This is a genomic window from Micromonospora sp. NPDC051924 (assembly GCF_055586005.1).
The window spans coordinates 127733-142431 of the sequence record NZ_JBVJJA010000001.1 but is presented as its reverse complement, the minus strand read 5'-3'; the positions used below and the strand labels follow the sequence as shown (position 1 = coordinate 142431).

Below are 14699 nucleotides of genomic sequence, written 5' to 3'. Positions count from 1 at the left end.
GTCTCAAATATCTACCGACCATATCGCTACGCGGTGTATTTGTCTGGCCACCTTCGGCAGCGTGTTGTCCAGGACGGCGCGGCCGGTGGAGGTGAGGAGCCCGGCGGTCAGCGCCCGCATCGGGAGCCGCCCCGCCAACGACGTCGGGGCGGCTCCTGCCAACCTGACGAGGAAGGGACAGACATGCGTATCCGGCTCTTGCGGCACCGGGCCGAGGTGGCGCCGCGCGTACCCCGGCAGCGGACTCCGCAGAACGAGCGCCCCGCGTGGGCGAGCCAACCCACGGCCGTCTTTCCCACCGACGGGCCCGGCCGGGCGGGCAACCTCACCCCGGCCCAGCGGTGGCGGGCCGGCGGGTGGCGGGGAAACGGCGGACCGAGGTGAGCCGGGCGGCCCGTCCCCACCTGCCGATGCGACCGCTCTGGCTCTGCCGGGGCTGCGGCGCGCCGTGGCCCTGCCAACCGGCGCGACTCGCGCTGCTGGTGGAGTACCGCGCGGACCGGACCGCCCTGCTGATCTACCTGAGCACCCTGATGGCCGAGGCGGGTGCGCAGTTGTTGCAGCTCAACGGGTCCGCCTTCGCCGAGGACCTGACCGAGCGGTTCCTGACCTGGGCGCGGGCCCGGTGACGTCGGCTCGACGTCACGTACCCGGTGGTCCGGGGCCGCGGAGTGCGGACCCGGACCACCCCCGTCGCTCAGAACTCGTCGTCCAGGCTGACCTCGCCGCCGACCGCCACCTGGTACGCCGACACCCGCCGCTCGAAGAAGTTGGTCAGTTCCTGCACGTCCTGCAACTCCATGAACGGGAACGGGTTGGTCGACCCGTACGCCGGCGGAAGCCCGAGCCGGGCGAGCCGGGCGTCCGCCACGTACTCCAGGTAGCGCCGCATGTCGGCCGTGTTCATGCCCGGCAGGCCGTCACCGCAGAGGTCGCGGGCGAAGGCCAACTCCGCCGTGACCGCCTCGTCCAGCATCTGCCGCACCTGCTCCGCCATGGCGGCGTCGAAGAGCCCGGGTTCCTCGGCCCGGACGGTGTCCACCACCGTGAAGGCGAACTCCATGTGCATCGACTCGTCGCGGAACACCCAGTTGGTGCCGGTGGCCAGGCCGGAGAGCAGGCCGCGCGAGCGCAGCCAGTAGACGTACGCGAAGGCGCCGTAGAAGAAGAGCCCCTCGACGCAGGCGGCGAAGCAGATCAGGTTGAGCAGGAACGCGCGGCGCTCCGCCCGGGTCTCCAGTCGGTGCAGCTCACCGATCGAGTTGATCCACCGGAAGCAGAACTCCGCCTTGTCGCGGATCGACGGGATGTGCTCGATCGCCGCGAACGCCTTCGCCCGCTCGGCGTGGTCCGGCAGGTAGGTGTCCAGCAGGGTCAGATAGAACTGCACGTGCACCGCCTCCTCGTAGAGTTGGCGGGAGAGGTACAGCCGCGCCTCCGGCGCGTTGACGTGCTGATAGAGGTTGAGCACCAGGTTGTTCGCCACGATCGAGTCGCCGGTGGCGAAGAACGCCACCAGCCGGTGGACCAGGTGCCGCTCGCCGGCCGAGAGCTTCGCCAGATCGGGTACGTCGGAGGCCAGGTCCACCTCCTCCACGGTCCAGGTGTTGCGGATGGCGGCCCGGAACCGCTCGTAGAAGTCGGGGTAGCGCATCGGTCGCAGGGTCAGGTCCATGCCGGGGTCGAGCAGCATCGTCACTGGCAGGCCTCGCAGACTTCCGGGTTCTCCAGGGAGCAGGCGACCGCGTCGCCGTCGCTGACGGGCAGGGTGACCAGGGGGACCTTCTCGGCCGCCACGGTGGTCTGGGCGATCCGGGTGGCGGGGCGGGAGCGCAGGTAGTAGGTGGTCTTCAGGCCGGCCCGCCAGGCGTACGCGTACATCGAGGAGAGCCGGCCGATGGTCGGGGCGGCCTGGAACAGGTTGAGCGACTGCGACTGGTCGACGTAGGGCGCCCGCGCGGCGGCCAGGTCGATCAGCGCCTTCTGCGGCAGCTCCCAGGCGGTGCGGTACAACGCCTTCAGCTCCGCCGGCAGGTCCAGGTCCTGCACCGAGCCGTCCGCCCGCTTGATCGCGTCCCGGGTCTGCGGCGTCCACCGGCCCAGCCGCTTCAGGTCGGCGACCAGGTACCGGTTGACCTGGAGGAACTCCCCGGACAGGGTCTCCCGCTTGAAGACGTTGGAGACCAGCGGCTCCACGCACTCGGCGCAGCCGGCGATCGAGGCGATCGTCGCGGTCGGGGCGATCGCCACCAGCAGCGAGTTGCGCAGCCCGTGCCGGGCGATCTTCTCGCGGAGCGCCACCCAGGCGTCCGGCCGGGCGGGCCGGGCGTCCGGCCAGTGGTCCGGGTGCAGCACCCCGCCGGCCGCCCGGGTCAGCGGGTACGCCGGGTGCGCCCCGTGGGTCGCCGCCAGGTCGGCCGAGGCATCGTACGCGGCCAGGGCGATCTCCTCGGCGATCCGAGTGGACAGCGCCAGCGCCGCCGGGGAGTCGAAGGGCAGCCGCAGCGCGGCGAACACGTCGGCCAGGCCCAGCACGCCGAGGCCGAGGGGTCGCCACCGCCGGTGTGCGGTGGCCGCCTGCTCGGTCGGGAACCAGTTCCGGTCGATCGCCCGGTCCAGCGCGCCGACCGCGAGGCGTACCGTCCGCGCCAGCGCCGCGAAGTCCACGCCGGCACCGGACCGGCTGCCGGGCAGCAGGTGGGCGGCCAGGTTGATCGAGCCGAGGGTGCACACGGCGGTCTCGTCGTCGCTGGTCACCTCGAGGATCTCGGTGCACAGGTTGGAGTGGTGCACCACCCCGCCGCCGTTGCCGATCTGGTTGCAGGTCCGGTTCGCCGCGTCCCGGAAGGTCATCCAGCCGTTGCCGGTCTGCGCCAGGGTCCGCATCATCCGCGCGTACAGGGTGCGCGCCGGCAGGGTCCGCACGGCCCGGCCGGCCGCCTCCGCCGCCCGGTACGCGGCGTCGAACTCGTCGCCCCAGAGGTCGAGCAGCTCCGGCACCTCCTTGGGGTCGAAGAGCGACCAGTCGGCGTCCGCCTCGACCCGGCGCATGAACTCGTCCGGCACCCAGTTGGCCAGGTTGAGGTTGTGCGTACGCCGGGCGTCGTCGCCGGTGTTGTCCCGCAGCTCCAGGAACTCCTCGATGTCGGCGTGCCAGGTGTCCAGGTAGACGCAGGCGGCACCCTTGCGCCGGCCCCCCTGGTTGACCGCCGCCACGCTGGCGTCCAGCGTGCGCAGCCAGGGCACGATGCCGTTGGACCGGCCGTTGGTGCCCCGGATCAGCGACCCCCGCGAGCGCACCCGGGACCACGAGATGCCGATCCCCCCGGCGAACTTGGACAGCTTCGCCACCTGCGTGTAGCGCTCGTAGATCGACTCCAGCTCGTCCCGGGGCGAGTCGACCAGGAAGCAGGAGGAGAGCTGCTGGTGCCGGGCGCCGGCGTTGAACAGCGTCGGCGAGCTGGGCAGGTAGGCCAGCCGGGCCATCGCCCGGTACAGCTCGCCGGCCTCCTCGACGGTGTCCGACAGGCCGGCGGCCACCCGCAGCCAGAAGTGCTGCGGCCGTTCCAGCACCGCCCGGCCGCCGGGGTGGCGCAGCAGGTAACGGTCGTACAGCGTGCGCAGGCCGAAGTACTCGAACGCGTCGTCGTGGGCGTGGTCGACGAGGCCGTCGAGGGCGTCGGCGTGCGCCGCGACGAAGCCGGCGAACCCGGGGTCGAGCAGCCCTTCCGCGTACGCGGTGGCGACGCTGTCGCTGAAGCTGTCGATGCCCTGTGCGGCCGTCTCGTCGGCGATCCGCCCGGCGAGCAGCCGCGCGGCGAGCTTCGCGTACGCCGGTTCCTCGGCGGTCAGGCCGGCCGCCGCCGCGATCGCCAGCTCGGTCAGTTCGGCCTGGTCGGCCCGGGCGGTACGCCCCGACTCGACCAGGGCCAGGATCCGGTCCGGGTCGGTGTCGGGCAGGTCGTGGTGGTGCCGGTGCAACAGGTCCCGCAGTGCTTCCGCCGCGGGCGGGGCGAGGGTGGATGCCGCCGTCATGTGCTCCCCTGAGTGGTCGATGTGGACCGCCCGGGAGGGCGCGACGGCACGCCGGACCGCCGCCGGTCGGTGTGCCGGCGGTGCTCCGTACGGCTCGGCGGCCCTCCCGCGAGGCCTCGAGGTGGTACGCGCGCCGGACGGCACGCCCTGCTGGCAGGTCTTCGGACTCGCGGGCCGGCGCGTCTCCGCGCTTGCCTACTGGCCGTCGCTTCCCAGGCCCCGTCGGGCCCAGTGCTGATGACGGCGGTCGTTCCCGCTCACCGCTGCGGGGCAGTCCCGGATTCGCACCGGGTTCCCTGTTCGGCGCGGCGCCTGGCGGGCACCGCGCCTGGCCGACCATGAGGTCGAACCAGCAGTACGAGTGATCCTAGATGTAGTGGTGACGGAAAAGCCAGAACACCAGATGATGTGGGCGTGTCGCGTTGTGGCCCTCGATCGGGTGACCGGCGCGCGCTGTACCCGTCACCCGGTTTGCGGTCGCTCCTGCCGGGAAGTCGGAGAAGGTGCGCGAACTTCTGACGAAACTCGAACAGGCCACGGCGCTGGACCGGGCGGGGGACCGGTTGCAGCGCGCCGTCCAGGGCACCCTGCGGTCGCAGCGGATCCGGGACCTGCTGCACGGCGTCTGGCTGGGGCACCCGCTGCACCCGGCGATGGTGCAGGTGCCGGTGGGCGCGTGGATCTCGGCGGCGATCGTCGACCTGCTGCCCGGCCAGCGTAGGGCGGCCACCGCCCTGATCGGGGCCGGTACGGCCAGCGCCCTGCCGGCGGCCGTGGCCGGGCTCAACGACTGGGCCGGGCTCGCCCGCGACCAGCGCCGGGTCGGCCTGGTGCACGCCGCCGCGAACGTCGTGGGTCTGAGCCTGTACGCGGGCTCCCTCGTGGCCCGGCTGAACGGCCGGCACGGCATTGGTCGGGCGCTGGCGTACCTCGGGCTGTCGGCCGCGAGCGGCGGGGCGTACCTGGGCGGGCACCTCGCGTACAAGCAGGGCGCCCAGGTCAGCCAGAGCATTTCCGAGCTGCACCTGATCAGTGAGGGGTGGCACCCGGTGGGCGACCTGACCAGCCTGCCGCAGCGGCAGTTGGTCACCCGCGAGATCGACGATGTCTCGGTGATCCTCTACCGGCACGGCGACGACGTGACGGTGATGCTGGAGCGCTGCCCGCACCAGAGTGGACCGCTCGGCGAGGGCGAGGTGCAGGAGATCGACGGCCACGCCTGCGTGGTCTGCCCGTGGCACGGCAGCGCGTTCCGGCTCAACGGTGGCGAGGTGGTGCACGGCCCGTCCGGCAACGACCAGGTCATCCTGCCCACCCGCATCGTCAACGGCCGCCTGGAGGCCCGCCTCCCCTGAGCCTTCGCCCGGTCAGTCCTTGCGGTGGCGGCCGGTGACCAGCGCGCGGGCGGCCGGGCGGCGGCGCAGGCCGAGCATCGCGCCGATCTGCGCGCCGACGATGCTCGCCACCGCCAGCACCGCCGAGATCGCCAGCGGTTGGTTGATCCCCTCGTCGTCGAGGGTGGCCCGGGAGGCGCCCGCCGCCATCGCCGGGGGCGCGCCGGCCGGCTCCGTCGACCTCGGAATCCCGGCCCGGGACGGCGAAGGCTTGGCCTTCGGTGTCTGACCGATCGTTCCGGCCACGCTCCCGTGCGCGGTCGCGCCCGATCCGCCCCCGGGTGCCGGGGCCGGCTTCGACGGGGACGCCGGGCGCACCACCAGTCGGCCGGTGGCATGCCGCCGGGCGCCGTCGTCGATCGCACTCTCGGGCAGTTTCAGCAGCTGGCCGGGGCGGATGCGGTCCGGGTCGGCGAGCCGGTTCAGCCGGGCCACGTCCCGGTAGCGGTCGAAGTCGTCCAGGTAGCGCTCGGCCACCTCGCCCAGGTAGTCGCCCTTCGCCACCCGGTACACCGCCGGCTCGGTGGTCAACGACGCGGCCCGGGCCTGCGCCGCCGGGGCGACGGCCGCCGGGGCGGCGACCGCCGGCTGCGGCGCGGCCAGGGTGGCGGCGCTCGCCGCGGCCGGGCTCGCCACCAGGATCAGCGCCACCGAGCCGACCAGCGCGGCCGCCGCCCGCTGCTGCCGGCGCATCCCGGGCAGCCGGGGCGCCGGCCGGCGCAGCGCCGCCGCCAGCAGCTCCACCAGCACGGAGAACGCGAACGTCGCCCAGCCGAACCAGCCCAGCACCGCCAGCGCCCGCAGGAAGAGCTGCCCGTCGTCCCGGCTGGTCAACGCCGTACCCACCTCGGCGAGGGTGGGCAGGTGGTCGGGGAGGGGATTGCCGGCGAAGGCGAGGAGCGCGACCGGCCCGCCGGCCAGCACGGCGCAGAGCACGACGAGGGCGCCCAGCCCGGTGAGGACCTGGCCGGTGCGGCGTACGGCGGAGCGTTGCGGTACGGCCATGGCCGCCTTCCCTTCCTTACGGGGCCCCGGTGAGGGCCCGCGCGGTGGCCTCACCGGAGACGGTGACGGTGTTCCGGAAGCCGAACAGGCCGAGCAGTTCCCGGGGGTAGGTGATGCGGACGCGTACCTGGATCTGCTTCTCCCCGTCGACCACCGGGAAGCTGACGGTGTGGCCGCGCACCCCGCCGGCCGCGCGCAGGTAGTCCGCGACGGCGACCCGAGCGCCCGCCTCGTCGATCTCCTTCGGACCGCCCTCGATGGCCCGCGCGCGGTCGATGACCTGACCGCCGCTGCGGGCCGCCTCGGCGGCGAGGTCGTCGGCGCGCTGGACCGACCGCAACTGGCCGGCGGTGTCGTACGCCATCCCGATGATCACGAGGACGCCGGCCAGCGCGGCGGCGAGGAAGAGGCTGACCCGGCCGCTCTCCCGGCCCGTCCACCCGGTCATCCCCGGCTCCGGTAGCTGTCCAGCGGCGAGGTGAAGGTCGCCGACACGGTGTGCGAACCCGGCACCCCCGGCAGCCCGGGCGCGCGGAGGTCGGCGAAGGAGACCCGGCAGGTCACCCGGACCGTCACCGTCGCCGGCACGCCCGGGGCGCTCCGGTACGCCGCCGCGAAGCTGGTCTCCGCGCCCCGGACCGTGCCGCTGAGCGCGAGCGCCGGCGCCCCGGCGCAGCTCAGTCCCCGCCAGTCGAGCCGCCGTCGGGCGGCGTCCGTCGCGGCGGCCCGGCCGGTGGCCGCGTCCCGGGAGATCGAGGCGGCCCGGGCGGCGTCGTGCGCGGCGGACTCCACCGCCTCGTCGGCGACCGCGGTACGCCCCACCACGCCGGCCAGCACCATCAGCCCGATGAAGGCGGGGGCCAGCACCGCCACCTCGATCGACACGGATCCCCGCTCGCGCACCGGCCTCACCCCGTCGTCCAGCGTTCGACCGTGCCGTGCGCGGTCTGCCGGACCGGGAAGCTGACCCCGGGCACCACCGACAGGGACCTGCCGGTGACCGTGCAGGTCACCTCGGTGGCGGTGGTGACGCAGCGGGGCCCGCGCTCGTCCCAGCCGACCAGCCAGTCGCCGGTCGCCCGGAGGAAGCGTCGGGCCCGGGCCTCGCCGGCTCCCGCCGGCGCCGCCAGGACGCGTTGCGCGTCGACCCCGCTCTCCGCCGCGTGCAGCGCCGTGGACCGGGCCACGAAGACCGCCGCGAGCTGGATCGAACCGAAGAGCAGCACCAGGATCGCCGGCATCACCACGGCCAGCTCCACCGGATTCGCCCCCCGGTCCGTACCGCCCTCGGCGAGCCTGCGCCGGACGGCCGCGACCGTCCGGCGCGGGCCGCGGGCCGGCCGGCGGGGCCGGACCGCAGCCGCCGCCGTGCCGTCGCCGCGCCACAGTGCTCGTCGCATCGTCGGGCGTCAGGGAGCCGTCGGGACGGCGTTCATCCAGTTGTTCGCCCGGGCCATGACCAGGCCGGTGACCGCGATCGCCGCGGCGACCAGGCCGAAGATGATCACGGCGGTGGGCACCGGGCTGTCCCCGCGCTCCGCGTCGTGGCGCAGCTCGGCCAGCCGCGCGGTCAGCGCGGCGTGCAGGTAGGTGATCAGGTGCATGTCGGTGCTCCTTCTCGGGGTGGGTTCACAGGCGGGCGAGGAACGGATAGACGGCGAAGCCGAGCAGGACGAAGACCAGCAGCGAGCCGGGGATGTCCAGCCGGCTGGTGATCCCCTCGGCCCGCGCCAGGTTGTCGGTACGGATCTGGTCGCGCAGCGAGTCGGCGCGGCTGCGCAGGGTCTCGTGCACCTGGGCGCCCTCGCTGCCCGAGGAGCGCATGATCGCGCCCACGTCACCCAGCTCCGGGATGCCGATCCGGTCGGCCAGCACCTGCAGCTCGTCCCAGGGCGAGTGCATCTGGAGCTGGGCGATCCGCAGCGCCTCCCGGATCCGGTCGAAGACCCAGCCGTCGCAGACCGTCGCCGCGCGTTCCAGCGACTGCACCGGGCCGTGCGCCGCGGAGAGCTGCAACGCCACCAGGTCCAGGTAGGTGCAGACCGCCTGGCGGAACTCGTCCCGCGCGGCCTCCGCCCTGGCCAGTACGTCCCGGTGCGCGACCAGCCCGGCGAGGAACGCCAGCCCCAGGCTCCCCAGCACCGGCACGACCAGCGGCAGCGACACCCCGCCGACGAAGAGCACGGCAGACAGCACGGCCGGGGTGGCGAACCCGATCAGCGCGGAGAGCAGCACCGACAGCGCGTACTGCTCGGGGGTGCGGTCGAGCAGGGCGAGCTGCCGGTGCGGCGGGCGCAGCCAGCGGGACAGGCCGACCAGCCAGTCCGGCCCGCCGCTGCCGGCCCCGGTCACCTGGCCGGGCGGCTGGTGCAGCCGGCGCAGCGCCGGACCGAGCGCCGGGGTGGCCGGCAGCGCCTCGCGGACCACCAGGAAGAGGCCCAGGCCCACGGCCGACCCGCCGAGCACGGCGACGGCGAGCTGCCAGTTGACGATCAGGTTCACGCGATCGCCTCCTCCGGGTCGGGGGCGGGCAGGAAGCGTGCCGGCCGGGGCGGCTGGCTCATCGAGCGCACCCAGATCAGCAGCCCCACGAACGCGGCCCCGAGCACGGCCATCACCAACTGCCCGAACGGCGTCCCGTACGGCCGCACGTACTCCCGGTTGACCAGCCCGTACGCGAGGGCGGCCAGGGTCATCCCGGTGAGGAAGCGGACCGCGAACCGGGGCTGGGTCCGCTTCGCCTCGACCTCCCGCCGGGTGGCCACCTCGGCCGACGCGGCGGAGGCGATCGAGCCGAGCACGTCGCCCAGCCGCTCGCCCCGGTCGGTCAGGTGCAGGATCAGCGCCGCCACCACCTGGTCGCAGACCGGGTCGCCGATCTCGTCGGCGAACGCGAGCAGGGCGGACCTCGCCAGCCAGCCGGCCTGCAACCGGGCGGCCAGGGTGCGTACCTCCTCCTGGATCTCCTCCGGCGCGGTCGCGATGGTGCCGATGACGGCCTGCTGGAGGCCCTGGCCGGTGCCGCAGATGTCCTTCAGCCGGCGGGTCCACTCGCCGACCGCCTCGATCCGGGCGATGGCCCGCTGCTCGGCCCGGCCGACCGCGAAGAGCCACGGCACCCCGGGCACCGCCAGCGCCACCAGCAGCCCGACCACCGGCAGCCCGGTCAGCAGGAAGGCCAGCGCGCCGGCGACCACCGCCGTGCCGAGCAGGAGTTGATGGCGGTGCTGATCGCGGGCGCTCGCCCCGGCGCCGGCCCAGAGCCGGCGCAGCCCCGGTCCGGCGCCCGGGGCGCGGCCGGGCGGCCGGCGGGTGCCGGCCAGCGCCACCACGGCGAGCACCAGGCCGGCCACGCAGACCGCCCCGGAGACCAGGGCGACGAGTTCGATGGCGGCCATGCCCTACCGCCGTCCGAGCCGGGAGTGCCGGGTGCGGCGCCAGGCGCCGGCGCCGGCCTCGATGAACCGGGTCAGCAGCCGGGCGTCGTAGCCGACCCTGAGGAGCTCGTCGCGGATCCGCTCCGGCAGGTGCCGGGGCACCGCCCGGCCGTCCGGGCCCGGCCCGAAGACCGTGGTGGTGGTGATCCGGTTGCCCTCGCCGACGCCGATGACCTCCTCGACGTGCGAGACGAAGCGGTGCTTGCGGCCGCCGATCGCGGTCTCGTCCTCGACGGTGACGTAGACGATCAGGTCGAGCGCGTTGCCCGCCATCCGGCGGGCCTGGTCGACCGTCATCTCCCGACCGTGGGAGAGGGCCAGCTCGATGATCCGCTCGCTCACCCCCGCCGGGGTACGGGCGTGGATCGTGCACATCGAGCCGCGGCTGGTGGTCATCGCCTGGAGCATCGGCACGATCTCCCGGGACCGGACCTCGCCGACGATGATCCGCAGCACGCCCATCCGCAGCGAGACCGGGATCAGGTCGGCGATGCTCACCTCACCGGCCGGCCGCCCGTCCAGGCCCCGTTCGCCGTGCCCCTCGCGGGCCTCGAAGCTCATCACCGCCCGGTGCTTGTGCCCCCGCCGGGCCGGCAGCAGCTCCCGGCTCTCCTCCAGCAGCACGTACGGCTCGTCCGCCGGGATCTCGTCCATCAGCGCCCGGATGACCGTGGTCTTCCCGGCGCCGGCCAGCCCGGCGACCATGATGTTCAGCCCGGCCCGCAGCGACGCGCGGAGGAAGTCGCGCAGCAGCGGATCGATCATCTCGTCCAGGTCGGGCCGCCCGCCGGCGATGTCCTCCAGGCTCACCGCGAGGGTGTTGTGCTTGCGGATCACCGCGTACGGGCGGTGGCTGACCAGGAACACCGCCGCCAGCCGGCTGCCGTCGGGCAGTTGCAGGTCCAGCGTCGGCTTCGAGGTGGAGAGCGACCGCTCGGTGGCCCCCGCCCGCCGGGCCGCCGCCTGGAGGATCTCCACCAGTTCGTCGTCGCTGTCGGCGATCGGCTCGGCCCAGTCCACGCCGCCGCCGTGCCGGGTGATGCGCACCTGGTCGCAGCCGAGGATGTGCACCTCCTCGATGGTGTCGTCGACCAGCAGCGTCTGGAGCCGGCCCAGGCCGACCAGCTCGGCGGTCACCTGGTCGAGCAGCAGCCGTTCCGCTTCGGCGGCCATCGGCGTGCCGGACCGGCGCACCGAGTCGGCGTACGCGGAGACCACCGTGAGGGCCAGCCGGGCCCGCTCGACCTCCTCGGCGTCCGCGTCGAACTCCCGGCCGCGCTGCCAGAGGGTGAGCCGCTCACTCAGCTCCCGGCGCAGCTCACGGACCACCGCGAAGTCGACCCGGGGCCGGGGCGGCGGTGCCGGCGGTGCCGCGCGCAGCGGGGCGGCCGGATGGTGCCGGCCGTCGGGCGGGGCCAGCGGCGGCACGGTGGAGGTGGCGCCCGGCTGCTGCCCGCGCGGGTCGTGGGAGACCGGCTCAAACCGCACCGGGCACCCCCGGCGTGGCCGGCGCGGTCACCGCCCGCGGCTGCGCGGCCCCGCGCCAGGCCAGCCGGGCCCGTCGCCGGTCCAGCAGCGCCCGGACCGGCACCTCCAGCGCACCGGCCGCGCGCATCAGCGGCCGTCCGGAGCGGACGGTGCCGCCGAGGCTGAGCACCTCCGCGGTACGCGGATCGAGCGGCAGCCGGGCGATCACCGGCAGCCGCAGCGCCTTGCTGATCTCGCTGCTGCCGTGCCCGTCACCCACCACCAGCAGGCGCAGCGTGCCCGAGGGCACCCGGTGCTCGATGAAGTCCCGCTCGACCGCCCGGATCGTCGACCGGGTGGCCGACAGGTCGGGCAGGTGCGCGCGGGTGACCAGCAGCACGATCGCGGCGGCCCGCAGCACCGGCCACGGTGGACCGCCCACCTGCAACCGGCCGCAGTCGACCAGCACGTCGTACGGGGGGACACCCCGCTCCAGCCCGGTGAAGAAGTCGGCGAACCGCTGCCAGAGCGGGTTGACGCTGCCGGCCTGGGCGGGTTCGACCACGCCCGGCAGCAGCAGCCGCTCCCGTTTCGGCGCGTCCAGGTCGACCAGCTGGGACCAGAAGGCCGACTCCAGGTTGCCGTCGCGCAGCTCCCCGACGGCCAGTTCGCCGATGCCGCGGGGGCCGTCCAGCGCCCCGCCGAGGTAGCCGGCGAGGATCGAGCCGCCCGCCGGGTCGCACTCGGCCAGCACCAGCCGCCGGTGCCAGCTCAACGCGGCGGCCAGGGCGGAGGTGGTGACGCCGGGGGACCCCTTCGCCGAGACCAGGGCGATGATCGCCATCAGGCCGCCTCGGTGAGCACGAGCGCGATCCGGTCGTCCGCGGCCAGCGCCACCACGGCCGGCACGTCGCGGACGGCCAGCGCCACGTAGACCACCACGTCCTCGTTCTCCGGCGCGGCGCTGTCGATGACGGTGCCCTCGAACCGGGTGCCGCCGCTGGTGGCGGCGGTGCCGTCGGCCTGCCGGTCGGGGGTGCTGACCAGCAGCACCTTGTCGCCCGGGTGGAGCCTGCGGGCCGGCACCCGGGCCGGCTTGAGGCCGAGCGCGATCTGCTGCTGCCCGGGCCCGAGCAGCGGGGCGTCGGTGAGCTGCCCCCGGGTCAGCAGCGTGCCCGGGGTCAGCCGGACGGCGGCGCGCAGCTTCAGCACCTCCGTCAGCCGGCCGGCCGGCACCGGGCGCAGCTCCCGCCCGCCGGAGACCCGTACGGTGACCAGGTCGTCGGTGGTGAGCTGCTCGCCCACGTCGACCGGCCGGGCCACCGCCAGGTAGCTGCCGGTCGACCGGACCGAGGTCACCGCGAACGCCGCGCCCAGCCCGCCGAGGGCGATGAGCAGCACCGCCAGGCCGAGCAGGCCGGGCCGGACCCGCCGCTGCCGGACCACCCGGGGCGGCGCCACCGGCGCGTCCAACGGGATCCCGTTCCGGGTCGCCACACTCATCGCGTCACCACCTGAAGCTCGTTGATCTGTACCGGGACCGTGCCGCTGACCCGGCTCTGCGCGATGTCGCCGCTCTCGCCCCCGCCGGACCAGTGCACGGTCCAGTACGTGGTGGCGCTGACCCGGTACGTGCCGGCCCGGGCGTAGCCCCGGTCGTAGCCGCAGTCGGGGGAGGTCTGTCCGGCCCGGGGCCCACCGGCGTCGTACAGGGTGCCCGGCCCGGTGCAGGTGACCTTCCGGCCGTCGCCCATGGTCCAGACGATCCGGTCCACCCGGGCGGTGATCCCGACGGTCAGCCCGCGGTCCGAGGCGGACGCGGTCAGCGGACCGAAGTACGCGGGCCCGGAGCTGGCCCACATCCAGACCGGCAGCCCGACCAGGCCCGGTCCCTTGCTCCGCCGGGGCGCGACCGCGATGCGGGGTGGCAGCAGCGAGATCGAGGCGAGCGCCCGGCGGGCCAGTTCCTCCGGGTCGGGCGGCGCGCCGTACCCGGGCGGCGGGGCGTCGAGCAGGACCACCGACTGGTCGCCCAGATCGCCGCCGTTGCAGGTACGGACGTACCACTGCTTGCCGTCAGGGGCCTCCGGTTGCGGCTCGGCGAGCTTGTAGTAGCAGCCGTCGCCGTTGTCGAACCAGCCCAGCAGGTCGTCGTAGCAGGGGATGACCCGGCCGTTCCACTGGCACTTCGCGGCGCCGCCACCGGAACTCCCGCCGCCGGTGTCCCCGCCCCCCGGACCCCCGGGGGTGCCGGGCTCGTCGTCCCAGACGTTGCAGTCGTTCTGCCCGGGTGGGCAGTCCCCGCCGGGACCGGCGGCGTGGACGGGCGATCCGGCCAGGGCCAGCAGCAGCGCCAAGCCGGCGGCGAGCAGCAGCCGGCGGGGCGTCCCGGCCCGGGTCGGGCGGGCCGGGACACCCCTTCCTCCCCAGGTCAGCACGGCTGGTCCTGGTGTGCCGCGCCGGAGTTGATCAGCCACCGGCCGTCGGGGTAGCGGGTCGCGGTGGCGGTCGCCAGGTAGCGCCCGCCGCGGGTGCCCGGGACGACCCGGCGGTCCTTGGCGTAGATCAGGCGGTAGCCGGTGGCGTCCAGGCAGTCCTGGATCTCCACGGTGGCCGGCCGGGCGGACAGGTCTACCGACAGGACGGTGGGGTCGGAAACGAGTTTCCCGGTCCGCATCGCACCGTGCTCCTTCGCCTCGCGAATTGCCACCCGTACCCGGGTCAGCAGCGGATCCGCCACGAATCGGGGCAACGCCGGATGCCCGGGATCGCTTCGCGCGCTCGCCACCCGGGTCGCCTCCAGATAGCCGGAGTAGGCGGCGAGAGCGGCTTTTCCGGCCGCCTGTTCGTCGGCTGCGGAATGCGCGGCCGGCACCGCGTCGCGCCCGGTCAGTGGACCGGCCGCGGCTTCCGGTTCGGCGCCGCAACCGGCGGTCACGCCCAGCAGGGCCAGGCTGAGCAGGCAGACCGTCCACCGGCGGGAATGCCGTGTTCGCAACGCCGCGCCCTCCTCGATGGCGACCCGGAGCGGCCGCGCGGGCGTACTCCGGGCAGGCGGAAGCGCGCCCGGAAGTGTCCTGCCGGGCCCCGTCTGGCTACCGCCGCATTTACCTGTACGGATTTTTAACTAATTCGAAACCTGCTGTGTCCGGTCGGCCTCCGACGCCAATTGATCGGGGTTGCGTCGTACCCAAGGGGCGAGCATAGGCTGACGTCCGCCGATGCAACAGAGGCAATTCACGTGAACACGCTCAGTGATGACAGGTGGTGGTGGCCGGTGGGTGCCCGCACGGTGACCCTTGTCAAAAAACCGATGCGGCCGGCGGCAGGAGTGGTCGCAGCCTGTCCGGGGATCCGGCGT

General features: G+C 74.4%; 16 protein-coding genes and 1 riboswitch. Of the genes, 2 read left to right on the top strand and 14 right to left on the bottom strand.

The genetic code is table 11. The features are described 5' to 3' along the window. The first annotated feature begins 410 nt into the window (after positions 1-410). Positions 411-629 carry a flavin reductase gene (locus ACZ6S5_RS00700; RefSeq protein WP_465996298.1) on the top strand — a complete coding sequence of 73 codons (219 nt, stop codon included), beginning with the start codon at positions 411-413 and terminating at the stop codon, positions 627-629. A 68-nt stretch (positions 630-697) separates the two neighbouring features. Here the strand turns inward: ACZ6S5_RS00700 and ACZ6S5_RS00695 are convergent, their stop codons facing one another. Both ACZ6S5_RS00695 and ACZ6S5_RS00690 read right to left on the bottom strand, forming a co-directional pair. Then, a complete protein-coding gene (locus ACZ6S5_RS00695; protein ID WP_465996521.1) occupies positions 698-1693 on the bottom strand; it encodes a ribonucleotide-diphosphate reductase subunit beta in 996 nt (331 codons plus the stop codon). A 2-nt stretch (positions 1694-1695) separates the two neighbouring features. After that, positions 1696-4035 (bottom strand): ribonucleoside-diphosphate reductase subunit alpha, encoded by a 2340-nt coding sequence (locus ACZ6S5_RS00690; protein ID WP_465996296.1) that lies wholly within the window; start codon positions 4033-4035, stop codon positions 1696-1698. Positions 4036-4190: 155 nt separating this feature from the next. After that, a riboswitch (cobalamin riboswitch) is annotated at positions 4191-4333 on the bottom strand. Between the two features lie 205 nt (positions 4334-4538). Here ACZ6S5_RS00690 and ACZ6S5_RS00685 point away from each other — a divergent pair. Continuing rightward, positions 4539-5390 (top strand): Rieske (2Fe-2S) protein, encoded by an 852-nt coding sequence (locus ACZ6S5_RS00685; RefSeq protein WP_465996294.1) that lies wholly within the window; start codon positions 4539-4541, stop codon positions 5388-5390. Positions 5391-5402: 12 nt separating this feature from the next. Here ACZ6S5_RS00685 and ACZ6S5_RS00680 read toward each other — a convergent pair whose 3' ends face one another. The 12 genes from ACZ6S5_RS00680 to ACZ6S5_RS00625 are packed head-to-tail and all read right to left on the bottom strand — an operon-like array spanning position 5403 to position 14231. Then, entirely contained in the window at positions 5403-6434 is a 1032-nt protein-coding gene (locus tag ACZ6S5_RS00680) for a LysM peptidoglycan-binding domain-containing protein (RefSeq protein WP_465996292.1), read from the bottom strand. 16 nt (positions 6435-6450) lie between these two features. Next, positions 6451-6882 carry a hypothetical protein gene (locus ACZ6S5_RS00675; protein ID WP_465996290.1) on the bottom strand — a complete coding sequence of 144 codons (432 nt, stop codon included), beginning with the start codon at positions 6880-6882 and terminating at the stop codon, positions 6451-6453. Then, positions 6879-7346, bottom strand: coding sequence for a TadE/TadG family type IV pilus assembly protein (locus ACZ6S5_RS00670; protein ID WP_465996288.1), 468 nt, complete (start codon positions 7344-7346; stop codon positions 6879-6881). The genes ACZ6S5_RS00675 and ACZ6S5_RS00670 overlap by 4 nt, the downstream gene beginning before the upstream one ends. After that, the gene (locus tag ACZ6S5_RS00665; RefSeq protein ID WP_465996286.1) at positions 7343-7834 is read right to left on the bottom strand and encodes a TadE/TadG family type IV pilus assembly protein; all 492 of its coding nucleotides are present in this window, start codon (positions 7832-7834) and stop codon (positions 7343-7345) included. The genes ACZ6S5_RS00670 and ACZ6S5_RS00665 overlap by 4 nt, the downstream gene beginning before the upstream one ends. A 9-nt stretch (positions 7835-7843) precedes the next feature. Beyond that, positions 7844-8038: a hypothetical protein gene (locus tag ACZ6S5_RS00660; RefSeq protein WP_465996284.1), complete on the bottom strand. Its 195-nt coding sequence runs from the start codon at positions 8036-8038 to the stop codon at positions 7844-7846. 25 nt (positions 8039-8063) lie between these two features. Then, positions 8064-8927: a type II secretion system F family protein gene (locus tag ACZ6S5_RS00655; protein ID WP_465996519.1), complete on the bottom strand. Its 864-nt coding sequence runs from the start codon at positions 8925-8927 to the stop codon at positions 8064-8066. Between the two features lie 5 nt (positions 8928-8932). After that, positions 8933-9832: a type II secretion system F family protein gene (locus ACZ6S5_RS00650; protein WP_465996283.1), complete on the bottom strand. Its 900-nt coding sequence runs from the start codon at positions 9830-9832 to the stop codon at positions 8933-8935. A gap of 3 nt (positions 9833-9835) precedes the next feature. Beyond that, positions 9836-11359 (bottom strand): CpaF family protein, encoded by a 1524-nt coding sequence (locus ACZ6S5_RS00645; RefSeq protein ID WP_465996281.1) that lies wholly within the window; start codon positions 11357-11359, stop codon positions 9836-9838. Continuing rightward, a complete protein-coding gene (locus ACZ6S5_RS00640) occupies positions 11349-12182 on the bottom strand; it encodes a P-loop NTPase family protein (protein ID WP_465996279.1) in 834 nt (277 codons plus the stop codon). The genes ACZ6S5_RS00645 and ACZ6S5_RS00640 overlap by 11 nt, the downstream gene beginning before the upstream one ends. Beyond that, on the bottom strand, positions 12182-12841 hold the full coding sequence (locus ACZ6S5_RS00635) for a CpaB family protein (RefSeq protein ID WP_465996277.1): 660 nt from the start codon (positions 12839-12841) through the stop codon (positions 12182-12184). Before ACZ6S5_RS00635 ends, ACZ6S5_RS00640 begins: the two co-directional genes overlap by 1 nt. Beyond that, positions 12838-13776, bottom strand: a complete 939-nt coding sequence (locus ACZ6S5_RS00630; RefSeq protein WP_465996275.1) for a hypothetical protein — start codon at positions 13774-13776, stop codon at positions 12838-12840. The genes ACZ6S5_RS00635 and ACZ6S5_RS00630 overlap by 4 nt, the downstream gene beginning before the upstream one ends. Beyond that, positions 13770-14231: a hypothetical protein gene (locus ACZ6S5_RS00625; RefSeq protein WP_465996518.1), complete on the bottom strand. Its 462-nt coding sequence runs from the start codon at positions 14229-14231 to the stop codon at positions 13770-13772. The genes ACZ6S5_RS00630 and ACZ6S5_RS00625 overlap by 7 nt, the downstream gene beginning before the upstream one ends. Positions 14232-14699 lie beyond the last annotated feature (468 nt).